General features: G+C 44.8%; 20 protein-coding genes. 14 read left to right on the plus strand and 6 right to left on the minus strand.

Annotation, left to right across the window (positions count from 1 at the left end; translation table 11 throughout):
- Positions 1-40: 40 nt before the first annotated feature.
- Positions 41-826 carry a zinc ABC transporter permease subunit ZnuB gene (gene znuB / locus AB4558_RS08865; RefSeq protein WP_372074665.1) on the minus strand — a complete coding sequence of 262 codons (786 nt, stop codon included), beginning with the start codon at positions 824-826 and terminating at the stop codon, positions 41-43.
- Positions 826-1,605, minus strand: coding sequence for a zinc ABC transporter ATP-binding protein ZnuC (znuC, locus tag AB4558_RS08870; RefSeq protein ID WP_017061943.1), 780 nt, complete (start codon positions 1,603-1,605; stop codon positions 826-828). Before znuC ends, znuB begins: the two co-directional genes overlap by 1 nt.
- Before the next feature lie 83 nt (positions 1,606-1,688).
- On the opposite strand from znuC, the gene znuA reads away from it, so the two are divergent.
- From znuA to AB4558_RS08895, 5 genes are all read left to right on the plus strand, one after another.
- Positions 1,689-2,579 (plus strand): zinc ABC transporter substrate-binding protein ZnuA, encoded by an 891-nt coding sequence (znuA, locus tag AB4558_RS08875; RefSeq protein WP_017067380.1) that lies wholly within the window; start codon positions 1,689-1,691, stop codon positions 2,577-2,579.
- Between the two features lie 269 nt (positions 2,580-2,848).
- A complete protein-coding gene (locus AB4558_RS08880; RefSeq protein WP_372158679.1) occupies positions 2,849-6,211 on the plus strand; it encodes a helix-turn-helix domain-containing protein in 3,363 nt (1,120 codons plus the stop codon).
- A gap of 615 nt (positions 6,212-6,826) precedes the next feature.
- Positions 6,827-7,048 carry a FeoA family protein gene (locus tag AB4558_RS08885; RefSeq protein WP_004734203.1) on the plus strand — a complete coding sequence of 74 codons (222 nt, stop codon included), beginning with the start codon at positions 6,827-6,829 and terminating at the stop codon, positions 7,046-7,048.
- Positions 7,049-9,322, plus strand: coding sequence for a Fe(2+) transporter permease subunit FeoB (feoB, locus tag AB4558_RS08890; protein ID WP_372125652.1), 2,274 nt, complete (start codon positions 7,049-7,051; stop codon positions 9,320-9,322).
- Positions 9,319-9,549 carry a FeoC-like transcriptional regulator gene (locus tag AB4558_RS08895; protein WP_017061938.1) on the plus strand — a complete coding sequence of 77 codons (231 nt, stop codon included), beginning with the start codon at positions 9,319-9,321 and terminating at the stop codon, positions 9,547-9,549. Before feoB ends, AB4558_RS08895 begins: the two co-directional genes overlap by 4 nt.
- 132 nt (positions 9,550-9,681) lie before the next feature.
- On the opposite strand, the gene AB4558_RS08900 is transcribed toward AB4558_RS08895, so the two are convergent.
- Together AB4558_RS08900 and argS are read right to left on the minus strand one after the other, a co-directional pair.
- Positions 9,682-10,110 carry an HIT domain-containing protein gene (locus AB4558_RS08900; RefSeq protein ID WP_017061937.1) on the minus strand — a complete coding sequence of 143 codons (429 nt, stop codon included), beginning with the start codon at positions 10,108-10,110 and terminating at the stop codon, positions 9,682-9,684.
- Between the two features lie 391 nt (positions 10,111-10,501).
- Positions 10,502-12,235: an arginine--tRNA ligase gene (gene argS / locus AB4558_RS08905; RefSeq protein WP_017070297.1), complete on the minus strand. Its 1,734-nt coding sequence runs from the start codon at positions 12,233-12,235 to the stop codon at positions 10,502-10,504.
- 347 nt (positions 12,236-12,582) lie between these two features.
- Here argS and AB4558_RS08910 point away from each other — a divergent pair, with 347 nt between their 5' ends.
- Positions 12,583-13,179, plus strand: a complete 597-nt coding sequence (locus tag AB4558_RS08910) for a VOC family protein (RefSeq protein WP_017070298.1) — start codon at positions 12,583-12,585, stop codon at positions 13,177-13,179.
- Positions 13,180-13,494: 315 nt separating this feature from the next.
- Here AB4558_RS08910 and purU read toward each other — a convergent pair whose 3' ends face one another.
- The gene (gene purU / locus AB4558_RS08915) at positions 13,495-14,328 is read right to left on the minus strand and encodes a formyltetrahydrofolate deformylase (RefSeq protein ID WP_029235131.1); all 834 of its coding nucleotides are present in this window, start codon (positions 14,326-14,328) and stop codon (positions 13,495-13,497) included.
- A 301-nt stretch (positions 14,329-14,629) separates the two neighbouring features.
- Between purU and AB4558_RS08920 the strand changes: the two genes are divergently transcribed.
- The 8 genes from AB4558_RS08920 to rnd all read left to right on the plus strand — a co-directional run bounded on the left by AB4558_RS08920 (position 14,630) and on the right by rnd (position 22,617).
- The gene (locus tag AB4558_RS08920) at positions 14,630-14,830 is read left to right on the plus strand and encodes a hypothetical protein (RefSeq protein ID WP_017062381.1); all 201 of its coding nucleotides are present in this window, start codon (positions 14,630-14,632) and stop codon (positions 14,828-14,830) included.
- 160 nt (positions 14,831-14,990) lie between these two features.
- Positions 14,991-16,919, plus strand: a complete 1,929-nt coding sequence (locus AB4558_RS08925; RefSeq protein ID WP_017063417.1) for an ATP-dependent DNA helicase — start codon at positions 14,991-14,993, stop codon at positions 16,917-16,919.
- A gap of 59 nt (positions 16,920-16,978) precedes the next feature.
- Entirely contained in the window at positions 16,979-17,680 is a 702-nt protein-coding gene (tsaB, locus tag AB4558_RS08930) for a tRNA (adenosine(37)-N6)-threonylcarbamoyltransferase complex dimerization subunit type 1 TsaB (RefSeq protein WP_017062379.1), read from the plus strand.
- Positions 17,681-17,752: 72 nt separating this feature from the next.
- The gene (locus AB4558_RS08935) at positions 17,753-18,058 is read left to right on the plus strand and encodes a chromosome partitioning protein ParA (RefSeq protein WP_372158654.1); all 306 of its coding nucleotides are present in this window, start codon (positions 17,753-17,755) and stop codon (positions 18,056-18,058) included.
- A gap of 35 nt (positions 18,059-18,093) precedes the next feature.
- On the plus strand, positions 18,094-18,654 hold the full coding sequence (locus AB4558_RS08940; RefSeq protein ID WP_017067373.1) for a Slp family lipoprotein: 561 nt from the start codon (positions 18,094-18,096) through the stop codon (positions 18,652-18,654).
- A 48-nt stretch (positions 18,655-18,702) separates the two neighbouring features.
- Entirely contained in the window at positions 18,703-19,554 is an 852-nt protein-coding gene (locus tag AB4558_RS08945) for an alpha/beta fold hydrolase (protein ID WP_372158681.1), read from the plus strand.
- A gap of 106 nt (positions 19,555-19,660) precedes the next feature.
- Positions 19,661-21,355 (plus strand): long-chain-fatty-acid--CoA ligase FadD, encoded by a 1,695-nt coding sequence (gene fadD, locus AB4558_RS08950; RefSeq protein WP_017062375.1) that lies wholly within the window; start codon positions 19,661-19,663, stop codon positions 21,353-21,355.
- A gap of 143 nt (positions 21,356-21,498) precedes the next feature.
- Complete coding sequence (gene rnd, locus AB4558_RS08955) at positions 21,499-22,617, plus strand: ribonuclease D (protein WP_017062374.1); 1,119 nt, start codon at positions 21,499-21,501, stop codon at positions 22,615-22,617.
- Positions 22,618-22,746: 129 nt separating this feature from the next.
- Here the strand turns inward: rnd and minE are convergent, their stop codons facing one another.
- Complete coding sequence (gene minE / locus AB4558_RS08960; RefSeq protein ID WP_010436847.1) at positions 22,747-23,010, minus strand: cell division topological specificity factor MinE; 264 nt, start codon at positions 23,008-23,010, stop codon at positions 22,747-22,749.
- Position 23,011: the final 1 nt, after the last annotated feature.

Below are 23,011 nucleotides of genomic sequence, written 5' to 3' on the forward strand. Positions count from 1 at the left end.
TTTTTTATGTTTTCGAGATACGAGATCGTACTGCTAAGTGCTAAGCTCGACTTCTAACCATTTGAGATAGCATAAACATTGCTGCCGCACTGATAACCACAGACGGGCCAGCAGGCGTATCATAGAACCAAGACAAGCTTAATCCACCGAATACAGCGATAGAGCCAATAATTGATGCAAGGAAGGCCATCTGCTCAGGTGTGCTCGAGAACTTCCTTGCCGTTGCTGCAGGAATAATCAGTAGCGATGTCATGATTAACGCACCAACAAACTTCATACCGACAGCAATCACGATACCGACCAATAGCATCAGAATCAGACGCATTAAATCAATGTTGATGCCATCAACCGCCGCGAGATCTTCGTTAACCGTCGTTGATAGTAGTGGTCGCCAAAAGATAGCAAGTACTAATCCAATCACAGCAGCACCCGCATAGATGAACACTAAATCCGTTGGAGATACTGCCAGCAAGTCACCAAATAGGTAGCTCATTAGGTCAACACGAACGTTATCTAAGAAACTGACAGCAACCAAACCAAGTGATAGCGCACTGTGCGCCAAAATACCGAGTAGGGTATCGGTCGCGACCAGCTTTTGTTTTTGTAAAGTCACTAGCAACACGGCCAGCATCAAACAACAAATCAGCAGCGCGAAATACAAGTTAATGTTGAACAGAAAGCCAAGTGCTAAGCCCATCAAAGAAGCGTGAGCAAGCGTGTCACCAAAGTAAGCCATCTTACGCCACACCACGAATGAACCTAGTGGGCCTGCAATTAGTGCAATACCCAAACCCGCCCAAATAGAGGGAAGAAGAAACTCAAGCATTAGTGGTGTCCGTGTTTATGGTTTGAACATTCATGCACGTCGCCTTCGACAGGCTGGCCTGCGAGATCATGATGGTGATGTTCGTGTTGGTGATGATAAAACGCTAGCGTCTCTTGGGTCGCGGTGCCAAAGAGCGCAATATACGAAGGATGGTGTTTGATGTCTGCAGGTGCGCCTGAGCAACAGATGTGGTGGTGTAAACAGATAACATCGTCTGTTTTTGCCATCACTAAATGCAGATCGTGTGAAACCATAAATACGGCACAACCAAAGCGGTGGCGAATGGTGTCAATCAAGTCATACAGGTCTATTTGCCCTTGAACGTCGACGCCTTGAGCCGGTTCATCGAGAACCAGTAGATCTGGTCTTCTTAGCAATGAACGAGCAATGAGCACACGTTGGTTTTCTCCGCCAGATAGCTGGTGCATGTTACTCTTCTGCAGATGTTCAGCACCAACAAGCTTCAATGCTTCAAGGATCTCTTGCTGACTGAAATTGCCAGTGAGTTTTAGAAAACGCTCTACGTTGAGCGGTAGGGAATCATTGAGCTTTAATTTTTGTGGTACATAGCCAATTTTCAGTTTTTTAGCTTTTGTTATTGTGCCTGAAAATTTGGTCTGTAAACCCAGTACCACTTTTACTAATGTCGACTTTCCTGCACCGTTTGGCCCAATCAGGGTGGTGATTCTGCCGCGCTCTAAATTTAGAGAGATGTTGTCTAGAACTTTTCGACCGTCAAATTCGACGCTCACAGAATCTAGTTGGATTAAGTTATCCATGAATAGAACTCATTTGCAATTCGCTAATGTTATAATGTAACATTTACCTCAAGCCTAAGCTACTTTTCTATTATCGAGGTATTATGTCACGTTCATCTTTTATACTTGCTACTTTGCTTTTAGCGCCAAGTGTCGCAAGTGCCAATACTATTCTAACAAGCTTTAAACCAATTCAAATGATTGTGACAGAATTAACGCAAGGCGTTAGTGAGCCGGATGTGTTGATGAACAGCAATGCTTCGCCGCATGATTATGCGCTTAAGCCATCGGATGTCAAAAAAGTTCATAGTGCCGATATGGTCATCTGGTTCGGCCCTGACCTAGAAGCCTTTCTGACTAAGGTGATTGGTTCAAAAGAAAATGTTATCAAGATCAGTGATATTCCCGGAATCAACTTGCGAGAGTTCGGACACGAAGAGCATGACCACGATGCACATGAAGGGCACCACCACGGTAGCCATGACCCGCATTTTTGGTTAGGTATCGAGCAAGTTGAAGTAGCTGCAAAATACATCTCAGCTAAGTTGATTGAATCTGATCCAGACAACGCAATGGCGTACCAAGAGAATCTCGATTCATTCCTGATTGCATTGAAAGAGAAGCAACAGTCTATTCGAGAGCAACTTGCACCCGTGAAAGACAAAGGTTACTACGTTTTTCATGACGCGTATGGTTACTTTGAGCAAGAGTTTGAGCTAAATAACTTAGGTCACTTTACGGTGAGCCCAGAGCGTAAGCCGGGTGCAAAAAGCCTGATCGCTATTAAGAAAACGATAGTACGTGAAAACGTTCAATGTGTGTTTTCTGAGCCTCAATTCACTCCTGCTGTGATTGAATCAGTGACGCGCGGAAGTAACGCAAAACAAGGTCAGCTTGACCCTATCGGTTCAACAGTTGAAGTGAAGAGTGGAAGCTATTTCGATTTTCTTCAGCAACTTACAGATAGCTATACAAGTTGCTTAGACGAGAAGTAAGTCATAAACGAGTATTCTTTACTCTACTTTGCTCTCGTTAATTTATGAATCATGCCGCTTTTTGCGGCATTTTCGTGACCGCTAAGATAAAACCTCCTAACAAATAACAAACCTCCTTTCTCCTTTTCTAATTTCCGCTAAAATGGAAAGATAATAATAAGCACAAAAAAACTCAGTTTTTGGTTTAGCAACGATAAGACGTTGTGGTACCCAAAATTTCATGTGTTGTTGCTGTTCAGGATTAAGAGTTGTATCGAATTATCTTCAAAATGTTCATGTTAATGAGCATTTCATTTAGCGTTCTAGCGGTAAATACCTCGCCCTCCGTTTTCTATCCTTTGCCCGTTCAAGCGCAAGGGAATTTCCTTGCGGCTAAAAACTTGTATTTAGGTGCCGGAGGTGGGCTCTGGGTTCATGATGTGCATGGAAAAGTACTCTTTTACGATGGTCGAACTCTATTCCCTCGCAAGGGAAGCTTACTGCAATTTTCTTCGGAAAGAGTCGCCTTTCTGAACGATGAGTTTTGGACATTTTTCGACAATGAGGTCTATCGACATAACCCTGGAATTGGCAACGAATTGGCGTTTAGCCTAAGTCCCGGCGCTGAAATAGCGAATATCGGTGCATCAGGCGATTATATTTGGGTTACTGACGGCAGTAATTTCTATACCTACAACACTCAATCTTTAGAATTCAACACCTACTCTCTACTTAAACTGTACCGATACAATAACAGCAGTGACATTGCGATTAACGACGCTGAGTGGGTACTATCAAAGTGGGTGCTAGCGACCAGTTCTGGCGTTTACCTTTCAGAGAATCAAGAGTTTACCCATGTCACCGCATCAGACAAAAACCATATTGAGACGGTTTATTTTTCGAATGCTCGACGTGAGTTAGTGATCGGTACTTTAAATGGTGCTGTGATTGTTGATCTCGCGAACCCAGACAAAGAGACCATCGTTAAAGGGTCGCATGTTCTCTCGTTGGCCGAAACTTCGGACCAGTATTGGATTGGTACAGAGCACGGCCTTATTAGCTACAACTTTATTACGGGACAAATTACTCGATTCGAACAAGCCGCTAGTCAAGACTTCTCGTTACCGGGTGAGAAAATATATTCGTTGATAAACGATCATGCTGGTGGTATGTGGGTTGCGACAAACAACGGTATCCGATACTTCTCACTGTTCAGCAAAACCTTCTCGAGAACACCCCTAACTGGAATGGGCATGCATTCGAGTAGTGTGGTGATCAATAAAGTACTGCCTGTCAGTGACCAGTTATCTTGGGTCGCGTCTTCAATGGGGCTCTACTTGGTTGATTCTGAAAGTGAAGAGAACCCAATTCGTGTTTACTCTAACCCTGTTAATGATTTTGAGATCTTTGGCTCTTCCATTTGGTTGGCGACCGAACAAGGTATCATCAGTCTAAATACGGAAACACTACAACCCGAAGCCCTTGATTTACCAAGGCCAATTGAGGGAGTGCGTGTTGAAAACCTTGCGCTTCAAGCCGATAACGTTCTTTGGATGACCTCTGGGCAAAACCTCTATTCGTTATCTATCGAAACCATGAAACTGACGAGTTATGACACTGACTGGTTAGTCGACAAGTTCTTGCCTGCGAAGATCACCGCTCTCAATGTAGGCTTGCTAGGTCGCATCTATATAGGAACGGATCATGGCTTCTACTCGTTCATTGATAAACGAATTAGCTTTAGTCGTTCCAGCGAACGGTTTGGCAAAGTCGTCGATATTGAAAAAGCGAAGGATGGAGCGCAGTGGTTTGCGAGCAGTTATGGCGTGTATCGAATCCCGGATGACAGCTCTATTATTCAAGAAATCACTCTTGTTGAAGACAATATTAGCCCCAACTGCCTGATAAGCGATGACAATGGTGTTTGGTTAGGCTCTTCGAAAGGCATCAGTTATTACGGATTGGATGGGCAACTGCATAAACACATAGGTTCGCCATTTGGTTTGATCACCAATGAACTGGCGGCAGGAGCGTGTGCTCTTTTTTACAGTCAAGATAGCCAACCTTCGAGGCTTGTTTTCGGCTCAAAGTATGGTGTAGTCAGCGCGTTATCTAACGAGTTACTGGTATCAACTACACCTCATAGCCGTGCCTTGTTGAGTAAGATAAGTGTCGACCAACAAACGGTGTCACTTGGCGGGAAAACGGCCGAACTGGATGAGATTCCTTATGGCTCATCGATGGGGTTTAAGCTAGGCATCTTACCAGCAACGTTCGCACCAGCGATGGAATATCGACTGAGCGACGATGAACCATGGAGTGAGTTTGAAGGGGGCTTGTTAACGCTCGATCATCTTCTTCCTGGGGATTACACACTTGAAGTGAAGCCGGTTAAAGGCTCCCATTATCGCTTTGTGTCAACCAATCAAAGCTTTTCGATTGCAGAACCTTGGTATCTGACCAATTGGGCTGCAGCAAGCTCTCTGATATTACTGATTGGCGTTGTGACTATCTTAGTCTTTTGGCGTTCGCGTTATGTCACTTTTGCCAACCGGGACTTAAAAGCGCAAGTTGCACTGAAGACAGACCAATTGAGACACCAAAGCCGGATATTACTCGCGACTAATCAACAGCTTAAAAAGCAGCTATCCGTGAAGAATGCGCTTGTGTCTCACACTGCCAATGAACTCTCTTCTGAAGTGAATCATATTGCTGCGATGCTCCCGAATTGGAATGACGAGCTCGGGAAGTCGCCGATTCTAACCTTGAAAAATGGCTTAGCTCAATTGAGTAATACGCCTCAAGGAGAAGGGCAAGTTTGTTACGATATAATTTTAATCTTAGAGGTGGTACTCAAAGCTTGGCAGGATGACTTAACCAAAGCCGGTATTGAACTGGATATTAAAGTCGAAACAAAACAACGATATGTCTCGTTGCTGTATTTTAATCTCGATATTATCTTCAATAGCTTGGTTGCGAGCATCATCAAGAGAAACTTTAAGTCGCAGAGTATGGTGGTTCTGGTTGAAGAGGTTAAGGAGCATCTTGTTGTGACCATTCGAGATCATGGGATGCCTTTCCCTAAACTGGCATCAAGCATGGGTGACAATACCGGAAAGTCGACCGACCTTAACATCGAAAAGCTGCCGCTATTGATGAATCAGAGCGGTGGTGAGCTTAATGCCTTTGTTTCGGAGTCTCAAAATAAGGTTCAGCTTTCGTGGCCAATTGAGTATCAAGTACTCGACAATCTTGAAGCCAGCACAATTGAACAGATTGAAACCATTAAGCTTGCCGCCTCAACACCAGAGCAACAAAAACTGACAGCGGAACAAGAGTGGAAGAACAGAGTGTCGCAGCTTGTGAGTGAAAACTACGCTGATGCCGAGTTCAGTACTGCAACTGCCGCTAAGTATTTGTTTATGTCTGAGAGAAGCTTACAGAGACGCTTTAAATCGGCTTACAACAAGACCTTCAAAGAGCACTTGAATGAAGTACGTCTAGAGCATGCGTGTGAGCGCTTACTCGCTGGAGAGAAGATCTCTAATGTGGCGTTTGATTCGGGGTTCAATGACCCTTCCTATTTCAGTCAAAGGTTTAAGCACCACTTTGGCATGTCACCATCTAAGTTTGCTGAAAACAACGAAGAGTAGCACGCAGCGGATACTCAGCTAGAACATAAATAAAGATACTTTAGCCTCGACATTCGTGTTGGGGCTTTTTTATGCTTCTACGAGATACGAGATACGAGATACGAGATACGAGATACGAGATACGAGATACGAGATAAATGGGGAGTTTAAAAAGGTTGTTGGGATAAAACAAAGGGAAGAAAAAAATATCGTGGCATAGCCGGGGGGGACTATACCACGGGTGCCAACGACACCTTCGCTTGCTGCCGGAGTGATATAGCAAAGCCATATCACCTCTGGAATAAAATTAAAGAGAAGTAGTTTCTCTTCGATGGAGTAACTATACGTCCAGCTACTTATTTTACTTATAAAATTAACGACAGATACCTATGAGAAAACCGACATTGTCTCAAGTGATTGATAATTAATGATTTGTTTTTGTTTGGGAGGGTTTGTACTAGTGAGGTAGTTCTCGCTAGTTGTTGAAAGTAACGTTTTTGACGTAAACGTTTTTAACGAAACTTACGAGTATGTATTTTCGAAAACATTGATTTCACACAATAGAATTGTGGGCATGTATGTGTATCATGGCGTTAATAACAATCTTTCTCATTATCAGTCACGAATTGGGTACTTATGAAACTCTCACAACTAGAGCAAGGAAAGGCGGCTTCTATTGTTGCACTAACAGGTTTAACACCAGACGTAAGGAAGAAACTTATGGTCATGGGTATGTTGCCAAAAACCGAGGTGACGCTTATCCGCCGTGCACCTATGGGTGATCCGCTTCAAGTTGAAGTGAGAGGTGTTTCTATCGCCATTCGTGAAAGCATTGCAGAACAAATCGAGGTTATCTAAATGGATTATCAAGTTCTTACCGTTGGTAACCCGAATAGTGGTAAAACAACACTGTTCAACGCACTGACTGGTGCTAAGCAGCACGTTGGTAACTGGGTTGGTGTCACTGTTGAAAAGAAGACGGGTTTATACTCGCAAGCTGGTGATCAGTTTCAACTAACGGATTTACCGGGTATCTACGCACTAGACAGTGGTAATGATGCGAACAGCATCGATGAGTCTATCGCGTCTCGCGCTGTTTTAACTCACCCAGCAGATGTGATCATCAATGTTGTCGACGCTAGCTGTCTAGAACGAAGCTTATATATGACATTACAGCTGCGTGAGTTGGGTCGCCCAATGATCGTTGTGTTGAACAAAATGGATGTATTAAAGCGCGAACGTCAGGTGATTAACCTTAAAGCACTAGAGAAAGAGCTAGGTTGCCCAGTTCTAAGCTTGTCTGCAAACGATAAAGGTCAAGTGGTTCGCTTTAAAGAGCGTCTGCATAAACTGCTTGTTCAAGGTGTGAGCCTTGACCCTATCTCTATTGATTACGATGCCGCGTTAGAAGCTCTTATCCCTTCTGTTGAGTCACAATTTGATGATGCTGACGTATCTCACCGAGCGCTAGCGATTCGTGCTTTAGAAAATGATTACTTGGTATTGAATGGTTTAGCCCCACAAACTCGCACTCAAATTGATAGCGTGCGTCTTGGTGCCGATTTCGATATTGACCTTGCTGTTGCTGACGCTAAATACACTTTCTTACATGACCTTTGTAAACGTGTTCGTCGCAGCGAAGGCAAACTAAGCCGTAACTTTACAGAGAAAGCAGACCAATTCATTTTGAACAAATGGGTCGGTATTCCTTTCTTCTTCGTTATCATGTACCTAATGTTCATGTTCTCTATCAATATCGGTAGTGCGTTTATCGACTTCTTCGATATTGGTGTTGGAGCAATATTAGTTGATGGTGGACACCACTTATTAGATGGCCATTTACCAGTTTGGTTAGTCACTGTACTTGCTGATGGTATTGGCGGCGGTATCCAAACGGTTGCGACCTTTATTCCTGTTATCGCAGCGCTTTACCTATTCTTAGCGGTACTAGAAAGCTCAGGCTACATGGCTCGTGCTGCATTTGTACTTGATAAAGTGATGCAGAAGATTGGTTTACCGGGTAAAGCATTTGTCCCACTTGTACTGGGCTTTGGTTGTAACGTGCCTTCAATCATGGCAACTCGTACTCTTGACCAAGAGCGCGAACGTAAACTAGCAGCATCAATGGCGCCGTTTATGTCATGTGGTGCTCGTTTACCGGTATACGCACTGTTCGCGGCGGCGTTCTTCCCAGGTGCAGGACAAAACGTAGTATTCGCTCTGTACATCATGGGTATCGTTGCTTCTGTATTTACGGGTTTGTTCCTGAAAAACACGATCTACCCAGGTAGCAGTGATAGCTTAGTGATGGAAATGCCAGATTACGAATTGCCGACAGTGCAAAACGTAATGTTGAAAACTTGGCAGAAGCTGAAGCGTTTCGTACTTGGTGCAGGTAAAACAATCGTGATGGTTGTGGCTATTCTTAGCTTCCTAAACTCTCTAGGTATGGACGGCAGCTTTGGTAACGAAGATAGCGAAAACTCAGTACTGTCTAGAGCAGCTCAAGTTGTAACACCTGTATTCCAACCAATTGGTATTACTGAAGAGAACTGGCCTGCAACGGTTGGTATCATCACAGGTATTTTCGCTAAAGAAGCCGTTGTTGGTACATTAAATAGCCTATATACAACGCCTTCTGATGAAGAAGCAGCTGAGTTTGACTTAGCAGCAAGCCTGCAAGAAGCGGTAATGACGATCCCTGAAAACCTAGCCGGATTGAGCTACTCAGATCCATTAGGTATTGAAGTTGGCGACTTGTCTGACTCTAATTCTGTAGCAGCTGACCAAGAAGTCGATACCTCTATCTTTGGTAACTTGAAAGACAAGTTTGTATCTGGTCATGCGGCATTCGCTTACTTGATTCTTATCCTGCTTTACACGCCTTGTGTGGCCGCGATGGGTGCTTATGTTCGTGAATTTGGTCAGACGTTTGCACGCTTCATCGCGGTTTGGACGATGGCTCTTGGTTACTTTGGTGCGACTTTCTACTACCAAGCGGCAAACTTTGCTGCGCATCCTGTGACAAGTGCAGTATGGATGGTGGCGATTGCTGGTGGTTTTGTGGTGACGTATCGCGTCTTCAAGAAAGTGGGCAGTAAGCAGAAAGCACTAGAGGTGCAAGTAGTATGATTTTAACTGAACTTCATCAATACATTGATAGCCACGGCGTTGCGGCTCGTAAAGAGCTCGCTGCAAAGTTTGGCATGAGTGAAGATGGCGTCGATGCGATGCTGAGTGTTTGGGTCAAGAAAGGGAAAGTTTCTCGCTTGGTCGATACGAATAAGCATGGTCATACAACGCGTATTCGCTACACCATCAGCAAACAAGATGGTTTGTCGCTTAACGTGATGATGTAGTTCGGTCTTCAGACTCTCGTTGAAAAAGGCGAGATTAGAAAATGACAAAGCCGCTTATCTAAGATGAGCGGCTTTTTGTTATGTGTCTTTTCTGAAGTGTTTTGCTTTAAAGCTCAATGAGATGAACTCGAATTATGCTTTCTTGAAGATAGAGCTCAGTGACAGAACGTTTTGGATACGAGTCAGGATAGCGGCTTGATCTTCTTCACTGCGCTGTTCGCCTTTTGTATTACCCCATACTGGGCCGGGCCAAGCAATGTCGTCTTTGAAGCGTGCAATATGGTGGATGTGCAGTTGTGGCACCATATTACCCAGCGCACCAAGGTTCAATTTGTCTGGTTGGAACGTTGCTTCTAATGCTTGGCTTACCGCCTGAGATTCATGTAGGAACTGCTGTTGCTCTTTCATTGGTAAGTGGTGCAACTCTTTTAGGTTGGCACGTTTTGGTACCAAGATAACCCAAGGCACTGCGTTATCTTTGTGTAGCAGGGCTAAGCTCAGTGGAAATTCGCCGATAAGTGTGGTGTCTTTCGCAAGTTGCGGGTGAAGTTCGAAGCTCATGATCTTTCCAATTAATTGTTTTACATGAGTATAAGGTCGGAGTTTGAATGTGGCTAGGGCTTACGTTCTCAATAAGCAGATTCCCTATCACGTTCGTCCCTCACTGTAGGGAATGATGGTGAGAAGAGGGATAACGATTTGGTGTGGTTTGATGGCGCATCATTGATGTTGTCTTGGATTCACTACACCTATTCTCGTCATCTCCTAGAGCGACGAATGAGCGTAATAGGAGATCTCTTGCTGTGTAGGTTAGCTAATCGCTTAAATAATCGAGTAAACAAACCTCCAGACAAAAAAAAGGTTGACGCTTTCACGTCAACCTTTCTAATTTTCTCGAATCTCGAATCTCGAATCTCGAATCTCGAATCTCGAATCTCGAATCTCGAATCGCTTACATGCGCTCTAGAGTGTCGATACCTAGAAGCGATAGACCTTGCTTGATCGTCTTCGCTGTTAGTGCAGCAAGCTTCAGACGGCTCTGCTTAACAGCTTTGTCTTCAGCAACTAGGATAGGGCAAGCTTCGTAGAAGCTAGAGAATTGACCAGCTAGTTCGAATAGGTAGCTACACATGATGTGTGGTTGACCTTCACGAGCAACAGACTGTACTGCTTCTTCAAACTGTAGAAGTTTCGCGATAAGCGCTTTCTCTTTCTCTTCAGTGATTTTGATTTCACCTTCAAGCGAGTCCATAGAAATGCCAGCTTTAGCAAATACAGAAGCAACACGAGTGTATGCGTACTGCATGTATGGTGCTGTGTTGCCTTCGAATGCAAGCATGTTGTCCCAATCGAACACGTAGTCAGTAGTGCGGTGCTTAGAAAGGTCTGCGTACTTAACCGCTGCCATAGCAACAGTGTTCGCGATCGCTTTCTTCTCGTCTTCTGCTAGTTCTGGGTTCTTAGATTCGATTAGCTGCGCTGCACGAACTTCGGCTTCATCAAGAAGATCAGCAAGACGAACAGTACCGCCTGCACGAGTCTTGAATGGTTTACCGTCTTTACCTAGCATCATGCCGAATGCGTGGTGCTCAAGAGAAACAGATTCTGGGATGTAACCTGCTTTACGAACGATAGTCCAAGCTTGCATTAGGTGCTGGTGTTGACGTGAGTCGATGAAGTAAAGAACGCGGTCTGCGCCTAGTTCTTCAAAACGGTATTTTGCACAAGCAATGTCGGTTGTTGTGTAAAGGAAGCCGCCGTCGCGTTTCTGGATGATAACGCCCATTGGGTCACCATCTTTGTTTTTGTATTCGTCTAGGAATACAACTTGTGCGCCGTCATCTTCTTTAGCAAGACCTTGCTCTTTCAGATCCGCAACAATAGTTGGAAGCATGTGGTTGTACATGCTTTCGCCCATTACGTCATCACGTGTTAGAGACACGTTTAGACGATCGTAGTTGCGTTGGTTTTGAATCATTGTTACGTCAACAAGCTTCTTCCACATCTCTGCGCAGAACTCGTCGCCGCTTTGCAGTTTAACAACGTAGCCACGTGCTTTAACTGCGAACTCTTCGTCTTCATCGTAGAGCTTTTTAGATTCACGGTAGAAGCCTTCAAGGTCAGCAAGTTCCATTGAAACTTCACCAGACTCAGCCTGAACGCGCTCAAGGTTTGCGATAAGCATACCGAATTGAGTACCCCAGTCACCGATGTGGTTAGCGCGGATAACGTTGTGGCCTAGAAATTCTAGAGTACGAACTACTGCATCACCGATGATAGTTGAACGTAGGTGACCAACGTGCATTTCTTTAGCAACGTTTGGCGCAGAGTAATCCGCAACAATAGTTTGCGTTTCAGCAACGGCAACACCAAGGCGAGAGTCAGCCAATGCTGCGTCTGCTTGTTTGGCTAGGAAAGCTTCATCTAGGAAGATGTTTAGGAAACCCGGACCTGCGATTTCAACTTTAGACGCGATACCGTCTAGGTTTAGAACGTCCAATACTTTTTGAGCAAATTCTCGTGGGTTAGTGCCTAGTCGTTTAGCAACGCCCATAACGCCGTTTGCTTGGTAGTCACCAAACTGTGGTTTTGCAGATTGACGAACAGCAGCAGGAGAGCCTGCAGGTGCGCCAGCGGCTTCTAGAGCCTGAGATACTTTGTCATTAATAAGTGCTTGGATATTCACACGCGTTTCCTTCAATTCAAGGATGATAAGAGTGGCCGTTAATTCTTGGTCATTAAATTGGTTAATTATGCTTCTAGTTAACGATTTAATGCCAAAATCAGCAGCAGACTCTGTTTAAGTTCACAGAAATGGCGGTAATCATACCAATTTTGTGCGGTTTCTTATAGGTCGAATTGATAGAAAATTAACATTTCCTGAGTGGTTTTTGACAATCGACTTTTAGCAAGACGCGTTTGCATGTTTAAGGAGCGAAAAGAACATAGTTATTGAGTGTTTTTTGTAAAAGCAACGCTTGTTGCAAAAGGCAAAACTGATAACATGCAGCCATTATTTGGAGAACACAGACAATGATGATGAGCCTGAAGCAAGCTGAACTAGAACCACAACAAATGATCGCCCGCCTTGATACTTTTATGGCAAAAATCGAGAGCCTAGGAAATACATTAGGTTTGGATTTAAGCTTTGCTCAAGCGGATCATATTGCGCTGCGAATCAATGACACTGAGCTAGCGAAATCTGCCCATCAAGCGTGGTCTGAGTACGGCTCTATGATTTCTGAGGCGATGATTAATGGTCGTCCAATTGTGGTGTTGGCTTTCGATGAACCCTTGCAAAGCCTTGGCTGGAAAATTGAATGTTTGGAGCTGCCATATCCAGCAGAAGGTAAGATTTACCCAAGCCAAGATTGGGAACATGTAGAGTTTGTGATTCCTTCTCATGCCCAAACAGCTGATGAGTATCTAGCGGATCTTAAAGAAACTTACCCGCAGTTCGCTGCTAACTTTGAAACGCTGGGTGAGCAAGGCGTTAAGATCAAACTCTCTAGCCCGAAAGGCGAGGGTGAACGCTTGAATAACCCAACAGTGGCTTTTAAACATCAAGGGATTTGCATCAAGCTGCATCCACACTCTTTGAAGAAGATTGTGGAATCAGAACAGGCTTAATTTGAATAGAGAGTTGCTAGGAAAGAGATTCCTGATCTCGCCTTGGCTCGTCGGAATGACGGGGTGTTCGATGAAATTTTCCAGAGTCTATCTTTGGATAGTGACAGACTGAGCGTTCGAGAGCGTATGTTAGAGCCTATAGCTCGAAGGTTCATCACCGAGTTCGTCATTCCCGATAGCGACGAAGGAGCGTAGTCGGGAATCTCTCAAAGCGAGTCTGATCATCAGATACAAAAAACGCGCGATGGGCTTTCCCTATTGCGCGTTTTTTATTGGGTTCTAACTGGAAGTCTTACCGGAAATCGAATATCCGATTTACAGAATTACAGTCTTGTTGCCGTAAACAAACACATGATCATTGATCACCTTGTTTAACGCCTTACTTAATACATTCTTCTCTACGTCACGACCGGCTTGTGCCATGTCTTTCGCGCTGAAGTTGTGATCCACAGGGATAACATCTTGCTTGATGATTGGACCTTCATCCAAATCATTCGTCACAAAGTGTGCCGTTGCGCCAATGATCTTCACGCCGCGCTCATACGCTTGTTGGTATGGCTTCGCGCCAATAAATGCTGGCAAGAAGCTGTGGTGGATATTGATGATCTTGTGGTGGTATTTTTCAACAAAACCTGGTGTCAGCACTCGCATGTACTTAGCCAAAACAAGGTAATCCGCCTCGTACTGGTCAATCACTTCTAGCATCTTCTTCTCATGTTCTTCACGGTTTAGCCCTTCGTGAGAAACATGGTGGTAAGGGATGTCAAAACGCTCGGTTAGGCTTTGTAGAATGTCGTAGTTACCGACAACGGCCGCAATTTCAACGTCTAAGCTGCCATCGAAGTTCTTCATTAGAATGTCGCCAAGGCAGTGTGCTTCCTTGGTCACGAGTATCACAACACGCTTGCGAGACGAATCAACAAGCTTACGTTTCGTATTTGGTGGCAGGGCTTGATCTAAATCGGCAAGTAAGGTTTCGTCATTGAAATACCCTTCAAGCTCGGTGCGCATAAAGAAGTGGCCACTTGTGTTATCTACGAACTCATTGTTGTGAATAATATTGAGTTGGTGCTTATAACAAATATTGGTGATCTTAGAGATGAGGCCGGGGGCATCAGTACAATGTGTTAGTAAAGTTTTTCTTTCCATTTGCATCTTACTTCCATGAAATGTTGCACTTATTATATGAAATCGGGATTCTTCAAATTTAATGCAGGCCGTCGAACGGTGAACTGAGCCGCAATATCACCGTTATAATTAATCTATTATCAAGTTGGTTTCAACAAATTCTGCTGCTGATTTATCGCTTTGATAAATTGTTTGATATAGAAATATCAGTTTTTAGATAGAAAAACAGGCAGAAGCTTCATTTTTAAAAGTTTTGACCGTAGTACGCATTTGAACTTCAACCGAGGCATTTACGCCTTGGCCAAAAATAGAGGTGATACTTATGGATAAAGAGTTACTAGCCAAAAAACTGTACTGCAAGCGAGTGAATTCATTGGCGAGAGGTACCGAATTAGATGGTCATGTTCTAGATGAAATGTGGGAAAGTAAGACCTCACCAACCGATGCAGCGAAAGCCATACAGCCTGGTGATAACCATTTTGAAGGTGCTCCTTGGCTATCACGTTATCTCAGTCGAAAATAAAAACGATTCTCTAATTCCTACTTCTTCAATTCTTACCTTCAAGGTAACTTAAGCCACGTCAAGCCAAACCAAACACCTCCGGTGCGAAGTCATTCTTGATTCGCGCCGGCTCACTAAACCTGCCATAATTCTCCTTCTCTTTTTCTAAACTTCGTACTCTATGATATCTAAAACGTTTTCTGCTGATGGCGCTCTGGGCAAAGCTATCCCTGGGTTTCAACCAAGACAAGCTCAGTTAGACATGGCTGAAGCGGTTTCACAAGCTATTGAAAATCAAAGCCAGTTGGTTGTTGAGGCTGGAACAGGTACTGGTAAGACGTTTGCTTACCTAGTGCCTGCGCTGCTTAGTGGCAAGAAAACCATCATTAGTACGGGGTCTAAAAACCTTCAAGAACAGCTGTTTCACCGAGATTTACCCTTGATGGTCGATGCGCTTGGCTTTTATGGTCAAGTTGCGTTGCTCAAAGGACGTTCAAACTATTTGTGTTTGGACAGACTCAGCCGCCAAATGATCGAGAGTCATGGTGCTCATACCGATCCAACGCTGCTGGCTCAGTTAGTCAAAGTTCGTAGTTGGTCGTCATCCACTCAAACGGGTGATTTAGGCGATTGTGATGATATCGCTGAAGACAGCCCGGTTATTCCAACCATTACCTCGACCAATGATAATTGCTTGGGTAAAGAGTGCCCAAGCTATACCGATTGCTTTGTGCTTAAAGCGCGTAAAAAAGCGATGGATTCCGATGTGGTGGTCGTAAACCACCACCTTTTCCTAGCTGATTTGGCGATCAAAGAAACCGGATTTGGCGAATTGATACCTGAAGCTGACGTGTTTATTTTCGATGAAGCACATCAACTTCCTGACATCGCCAGCCAGTACTTCGGACAATCGGTTTCCAGTCGACAGATCCAAGAGTTAGCCAAAGACATTGAAATTGCTTACCGAACTGAAGCCAAAGACATGCGTCAGCTACAGAAAGTAGGGGATAGGCTCGTTCAATCGTCAGCCGATCTGCGTATTGTGCTTGGTGATACCGGCTTTCGTGGTAACTGGCGCGAAGCTTTGAAATCCGAGTCGATTGCACGCGAGTTAGTTCGTTTGCAAGATGCTCTGCAACTTGCTGTTGATGTATTGAAGTTAGCACTTGGGCGAAGCCAGCTGTTAGATACCGCTTTCGAACGCGCAAATATGATTAAGTCGCGTATCGAACGTGTGTGCGATGTGTCGATCACTGGCTATTCGTATTGGTATGACACTACACCGCGCCACTTTGCTCTGCATATCACACCGCTTTCTGTCGCCGATAAATTCCACGAACAGATTGAGCTGAAGCCGGGCGCATGGGTGTTTACCTCAGCAACCTTGGCGGTGTCGGATGATTTCGAACACTTTACTTCTCGATTAGGGTTAAAACCGTCGGCACAGTTTTCACTGCCGAGCCCGTTTGATTATCCGAATCAAGCGCGCTTGTGTGTGCCTCGTTATCTTCCAGAACCGAATAGCCCCGGTCTCGCGGATAAGCTAGTAAGAATGCTGACTCCTGTGATTGAGCAAAACCAAGGCCGCTGTTTCTTCTTGTGTACTTCACACAGCATGATGAAAGAGTTGGGGGAGCGATTCCGTGAAACCCTCTCGGTTCCCGTTCTATTGCAAGGTGAGACAAGTAAGCAAAAAACCTTAGCCGAATTCATGGAATTAGGTAACGCATTGCTGGTGGCTACAGGTGCTTTCTGGGAGGGGATAGATGTTAGGGGCGACGCATTAAGCTGTGTTATCATCGATAAATTGCCCTTTACAGCCCCTGATGACCCTTTACTTAAGGCTCGAATCGAGGACTGTAAGCTAAAAGGGGGTGATCCTTTTGCACAAGTACAGTTGCCAGACGCTGTGATTACCTTGAAACAAGGTGTCGGCCGATTGATACGTGACAAGCGCGATAATGGTGCTTTGATTATTTGCGATAACCGATTGGTGACTCGCGATTACGGTGGCATATTTTTGGCGAGTTTACCGCCTATCCCTCGTACACGTGACTTAGGGGTCATTAAAGAATTCTTAGCTAAAGACCATTCAACCGCTGCTGAGTAATTGGCATTGTTGAGTTTAGCCATTATTTTTAGATTAGATAACGAATATTTGAGACACAAATGAGCGCGAAAATTCTTGCAGTAGATACCGCAACTGAAAACTGTTCAGTTGCATTAGTAATTGGTGACCAGGTGTTCGCACGTAGCGAAGAGGCTCCTCGAGACCATACGAAGAAAATTCTACCTATGGTGGATGAAGTACTGAAAGAAGCGAATGTCGCTTTAACCGATATCGATGCTATCGCGTTTGGCCAAGGCCCAGGCAGTTTCACGGGTGTGCGTATTGGTATTGGTATTGCTCAGGGCTTGGCTTTTGGTGCGGATTTACCAATGATTGGTGTCTCTACACTGGCAGCGATGGCGCAAGGCAGCTACCGTAAATTTGGTGAAACTCATGTAGCAACAGCGATTGATGCGCGTATGAGCGAAGTGTACTGGGCTCGTTACAGCCGCGAACAAGATGGTCGTTGGACTGCGGTTGATGCCGAATGTGTAACGCCACCAAGTGAACTGGCTGCGCAGTTAGAAGCAGATTCTGAAATATGGGCGAAAGTCGGTACCGGCTGGGAAGCTTATGCCGAGCATATGGATACACTTGCGATCAACACCAAAGCGTGTGAAGTGCTATTCCCAGAAGCTCAAGATATGGCGTTCCTTGCTCAATTTGCTTACGCAGAAGGTAAAGCGGTTGCAGCAGAAGAATCTGAGCCAGTTTATCTTCGTGACAAAGTGACTTGGAAGAAACTGCCAGGTCGCGAATAATTTTTACAAGGTTCTGATGCAAATTAGGTCTAAATGCGTATTATTTAGATTTGAGAGGGCAGATATTTAGTCATGGTATCAATTAACAACTTACCTCCTTCTTTGATAGGCAGCACGTCTAAGCCGAATCGAATTAAAAAGAAGGAGCAGGCAAAAAAATCTGATGCTAGCACTGCGGTTGGGCAACCGACTAAGGTCGCTAATGCTGTTTCTCACTCTATTCGTCAAGTTAAAGAGTCTGAACTACACAAGGCTCAAATCCAGTATGATCTTCCAGAAGGCCGAGGACGTAAGGCTATCGAAGAGTATATGGATGTAATGAATCAGGCGAAGAAAGAAGAACTTGCAAAGCTTATCGGTGTCGATATCTACATCTAGAGCTTCTTATTAATGCCTGTTTAAGGACCAGAACCATGTCAAATTATCTCTCTAAATTACGCTTAATAGCCCTTTCTCTTGGTGTCTTGGTACTTGCCGGGTGTTCATCACTTCCTAGCGAACTTGAAGCAAAATCAGAGCCTGTAATTAGTGATTACCAACAGTGGGTCGACCAACTACCGGAGGCGAAAAGTGTTCGATTGGGTGGCGTTATCTCTAAAGTAACCAACTTGAAAGATAAGACTCGAATCGAAGTTGCTAATATGCCGATTTCGAGTAGCGGTAAGCCAGACCTAGACGCAGAGCCAAGCGGACGCTTTGTTGGTTATATTGAAGGGTATGTTGAGCCTCTAAGTTTTGCAGAAGGCCGTCTGATTACACTGGTTGGTCAGTCAAGCGGAAGTGAAGATGGAAAAATAGGGGAATACCCTTACATCTTCCCTGTGATGAAAGTGGACAACCAACGACTGTGGAACATCACTGAGCGTGTTGTTGTTAACGATTTTGCACCAACCTACTACTCGTGCAGAAGTTTACATTGTCGCAGTTTTCAAACGATGCCAAGACAAGGTCGAGTGATACAGGACGTAGAGTAATTAACTTTTTAGACGTTGATTGCGCAAACAGATGGAACTAAGTGTTTGATGATTGAAAAGTCATACTCCCTCGCGAGCGGGACGCTTGCAACACAACAGATTGGCAACCCACAAACGACCGCAACGACGGTCGTTTTTATTCATGGGTGGTTGGATAATTCGTCCAGCTTTAATCAGGTTATGCAGCAAGTCGCCAAGTTTGCGCCCAATGCTCACCTTGTTGCTATCGATCTCTTCGGACACGGCTTCTCGTCGCACAAATCGGGAAGTTACTACCCATTTCATGATTATATAGATGACTTGCATCAGTTGGTGACTAAATTATCGCCAAACAGACTGGTACTGGTAGGACATTCACTTGGTGCATTGATAGCAAGTTGCTATAGTGCCGCCTTTCCTGAAAAGGTGTCAGGATTAATTCAAATTGAAGGTCACGGACCTCTTTCAGAAGCTCCCCAAGAAACGGTTTCTCGCTTGAGAGATGGGGTACTCAGTCGTCTTCGACAGCGAAGAAAGCCTTCACGTCCTCTGGCAAGCCTTGAGGATGCTATTAAGCTGAGAGCTCACGCCAATCAAATCAATGCTGAATTAATTGCTCCTATTGTCGAGCGAGGAATTGTCGAGTTAGATAACTCTTGGCAATGGCGATGCGACCCTAACCTAAAATGTGACTCGTTATATCGAATGTCACAGGCGCACGCTGAAGCGATCATGGCGGCTATTGAATGCCCTCAATTAATAGTTTTAGGAAATGATGGATTCCGACATTTGCAGCATAATCGCTACAAATCAGTGCATAGTCCTCTGCATATAGAGACTGTTCCTGGCGGACATCATTGTCATTTAGAGAGCCCAGAGTTAGTTTCAGAGCTAATTCTTGGTGTAGTTAACAAAATTTAAACAAGTGTTTGAGCCTTTTAGTGCTCATGCACTAAAGCTGTGCTGTAATACCGCAATGATAAAAAGCGGCGAAGCAGTCGTCAGCTGATAAACGAGGAGTAACATCGTGGATAAACCTTGGCTTTCACGTTATCCAAGTGACGTACCAGAAACGATCAACCCAGATCAGTACCCATCTCTTGTAGAAATGTTTGAACAGTCGGTACAGAAGTACGCGGACCAACCTGCATTCGAGAACATGGGCTCGATTATGACATTCCGTAAGCTTGAAGAGCGCAGCCGTGCTTTTGCCGCTTACCTACAGAATGACTTGAAACTGAAGAAGGGCGATCGCGTCGCGCTAATGATGCCAAACCTACTGCAATACCCAATTGCACTATTTGGTGTATTGCGTGCAGGTATGATTGCAGTGAACGTCAACCCACTGTACACACCTCGTGAGCTTGAACATCAACTGAACGATTCTGGTGCAAAGGCGATTGTTATCGTATCTAACTTTGCGAGCACGCTAGAGAAAGTCGTTGATAACACGCCGGTTAAACACGTTGTTCTAACTAGCCTAGGGCAAATGCTGCCACGCGCGAAAGGGACAATTGTCGACTTTGTAGTGAAATACGTAAAAGGCATGGTGCCTAAGTATGATCTGCCGGGTGCTATCTCATTCAGAAAAGCGCTGCACAAAGGTCGTCGTCTTCAATATGTGAAACCGTTCATGGCGGGTGATGACATCGCGTTCCTACAGTACACTGGTGGTACAACAGGTGTAGCGAAGGGCGCAATCCTAACGCACCGCAATATGATTGCGAACGTACTTCAAGCGAAAGGGGCTTACGGTCCTGTTCTGCAAGAAGGCCGCGAGTTGGTTGTAACGGCATTACCGCTTTACCACGTATTTGCACTGACGGTGAACTGCTTACTGTTTGTTGAGATGGGTGGTCGTAACCTTCTAATTACTAACCCTCGTGACATTCCTGGCTTTATTAAAGAGCTGCAAAAGGTTCCGTTTACCGCAATTACCGGCGTAAACACCTTGTTTAATGCGCTAGTTAATAACGAAGATTTCCACGAGTTGGATTTCAGTAACCTACGCCTATCTGTTGGCGGCGGCATGGCGGTTCAACGCGCTGTTGCTGAGCAATGGAAGAAAGCGACAGGCATTCACCTATTGGAAGGCTATGGCTTAACTGAGTGTTCACCACTGGTAACGGGTAACCCATACGACCTGAAAGACTACACAGGTGCTATCGGCCTACCAGTACCATCGACAGAAGTTCGTATTGTTGATGATGAAGGTAAGGTTATTGCTAATGACCAAGTAGGCGAGCTACAAGTTCGTGGCCCTCAAGTGATGCAAGGTTACTGGCAGCGCCCTGAAGCGACCAAAGAAGTGATCGATCAAGACGGTTGGTTATCGACAGGTGACATCGTTAAGTTTGATGACGAAGGCTTGTTGTACATCGTTGACCGTAAGAAGGACATGATTCTTGTATCAGGCTTCAACGTCTACCCGAACGAGATTGAAGACGTTGTGGCTCTGCATGGTAAAGTGCTTGAAGTAGCAGCTATCGGTCAACCTCATGAAGTGTCTGGTGAATTGGTTAAGATCTACGTTGTGAAGCGTGACCCTAGCCTGACCAAAGAAGACATTATCGCGCACTGTCGTGAGCACTTAACGGGTTACAAAATCCCTAAATTAGTCGAGTTCAGAGATGATCTTCCAAAGACTAACGTAGGTAAGATCTTACGCCGCGTACTGCGTGAAGAAAACGATGCAGAACTTGCGAAACGCGCTAGCGAATAATTAGCCCGTTTGCGCGAAAGTACTGCACCAAAACCATTGAGGCGCTTAATCTAAGCGAGCGCTGAAAAATGGTGTTAGAATGCCGACAGTTAATGTCGGCATTTTTGTATCCGGCGATCAAATAGAAACCTGTGAGAGTTTTTGTGGATTATCAAATCATTACCCAATTGAAAGACCTTGAGCGAGTTTGCCAACAAGCACGTGAAGCCGATGTCGTTATGCTTGATACGGAGTTCGTTCGTACTAGAACCTATTACCCTCAATTAGGCTTGATTCAGTTATTTGATGGTGAAACGCTGTCACTGATTGACCCTATTGCTCTTGATGACATGACACCGTTCGTTACCTTGTTGAAAGACGCATCAGTATTGAAAGTGCTGCACGCGTGCGGTGAAGATTTGGAAGTGTTCCAGAACGCATTTGGCTGTACACCAACACCAATGGTTGATACGCAGATCATGGCAGCCTTCTTAGGTCATGGTTTATCAACGGGCTTTGCTGCTCTGGTTTCAGAGTTTGTCGGTGTCGATCTCGATAAGAGTGAATCTCGCACAGACTGGCTAGCGCGTCCGCTTTCTCAAAAGCAATTGGACTACGCAGCGGCAGACGTGCATTACCTAATGCCAATGTACAACAAGCTTCTAGAAAAAGTGATGGAAGCTGGCTGGTGGGAAGCGGCTCAGCAAGAGTCTGATTTACAAGTTGCCAAGCGCATTCGTAAAGTAAACCCAGATACAGCCTACCTTGATATTAAAGGGGCGTGGCAGCTTAAACCTAAGCAATTAGCGATCTTACGACCTCTAGCAACTTGGCGTCTAAAAGAAGCAATCAAGCGCGATTTAGCGCTGAACTTTGTCTTCAAAGAACAAGACCTATGGGCTGTGGCGCGTTTTGCGATGAAAGATCCCAAGCACATGGAGCAAGAGGGTTTTGATTACCGCTCTGTGCGTCGCCATGGTGCGAAGATCAGCTCAATCGTAAAGTTAGCGGAACATACACCAGAAGAAGAGTACCCAGCACCAGTAGAACGTCTAATGGACTTCCCTGGCTACAAGCAACTGTTCAAAGTGCTGAAAGATGAAGTGAAAACAGCATCACAACACAGTGGTTTGGCGACGGAATTCTTGGCATCGAAGAAGCAACTTAACCAAATGTTAAGCTGGGTGTGGAAGCACGATCGTAACCCAGAAAAGCTGCCTGATGTTATGCAAGGCTGGCGTTTAGATGTAGTTGGCGAAAAGCTGAGTAAAGCGATCAAATAACCGCTTGCTGCTTTAAAGCCTAACTTAGTTACAGTTATAAACTGCACATACAAAAAAGAGAGCCTAGGCTCTCTTTTTTATTCAATCAATACAAGCAAGTGTATTACCTGCCAATCTTGTTCAGAAAGATTATCGATCTTCTTCTGGAAGCTTAACATTCAACTCTAACACTGAGATGTCGTCATCTTTGTGTTCAAAAGTCAGATCAACCATTGATGGATCGACCTCAACGTACTTGGCAATACACTTCAAGATGTCTTCTTTTAGTTGCGGCAGGTAAGACGGCGCTGGGTCGTCATGGCTGCGTCGTTCGGCAACAATGATCTGCAAACGTTCTTTGGCTAGGTTTGCGGTTGTCTTTTTCTGTGGTCTAAAAAACTCTAATAATGACATT

The organism is Vibrio sp. 10N.222.51.C5 (assembly GCF_041474575.1).
Lineage (GTDB): Bacteria > Pseudomonadota > Gammaproteobacteria > Enterobacterales > Vibrionaceae > Vibrio > Vibrio crassostreae_C.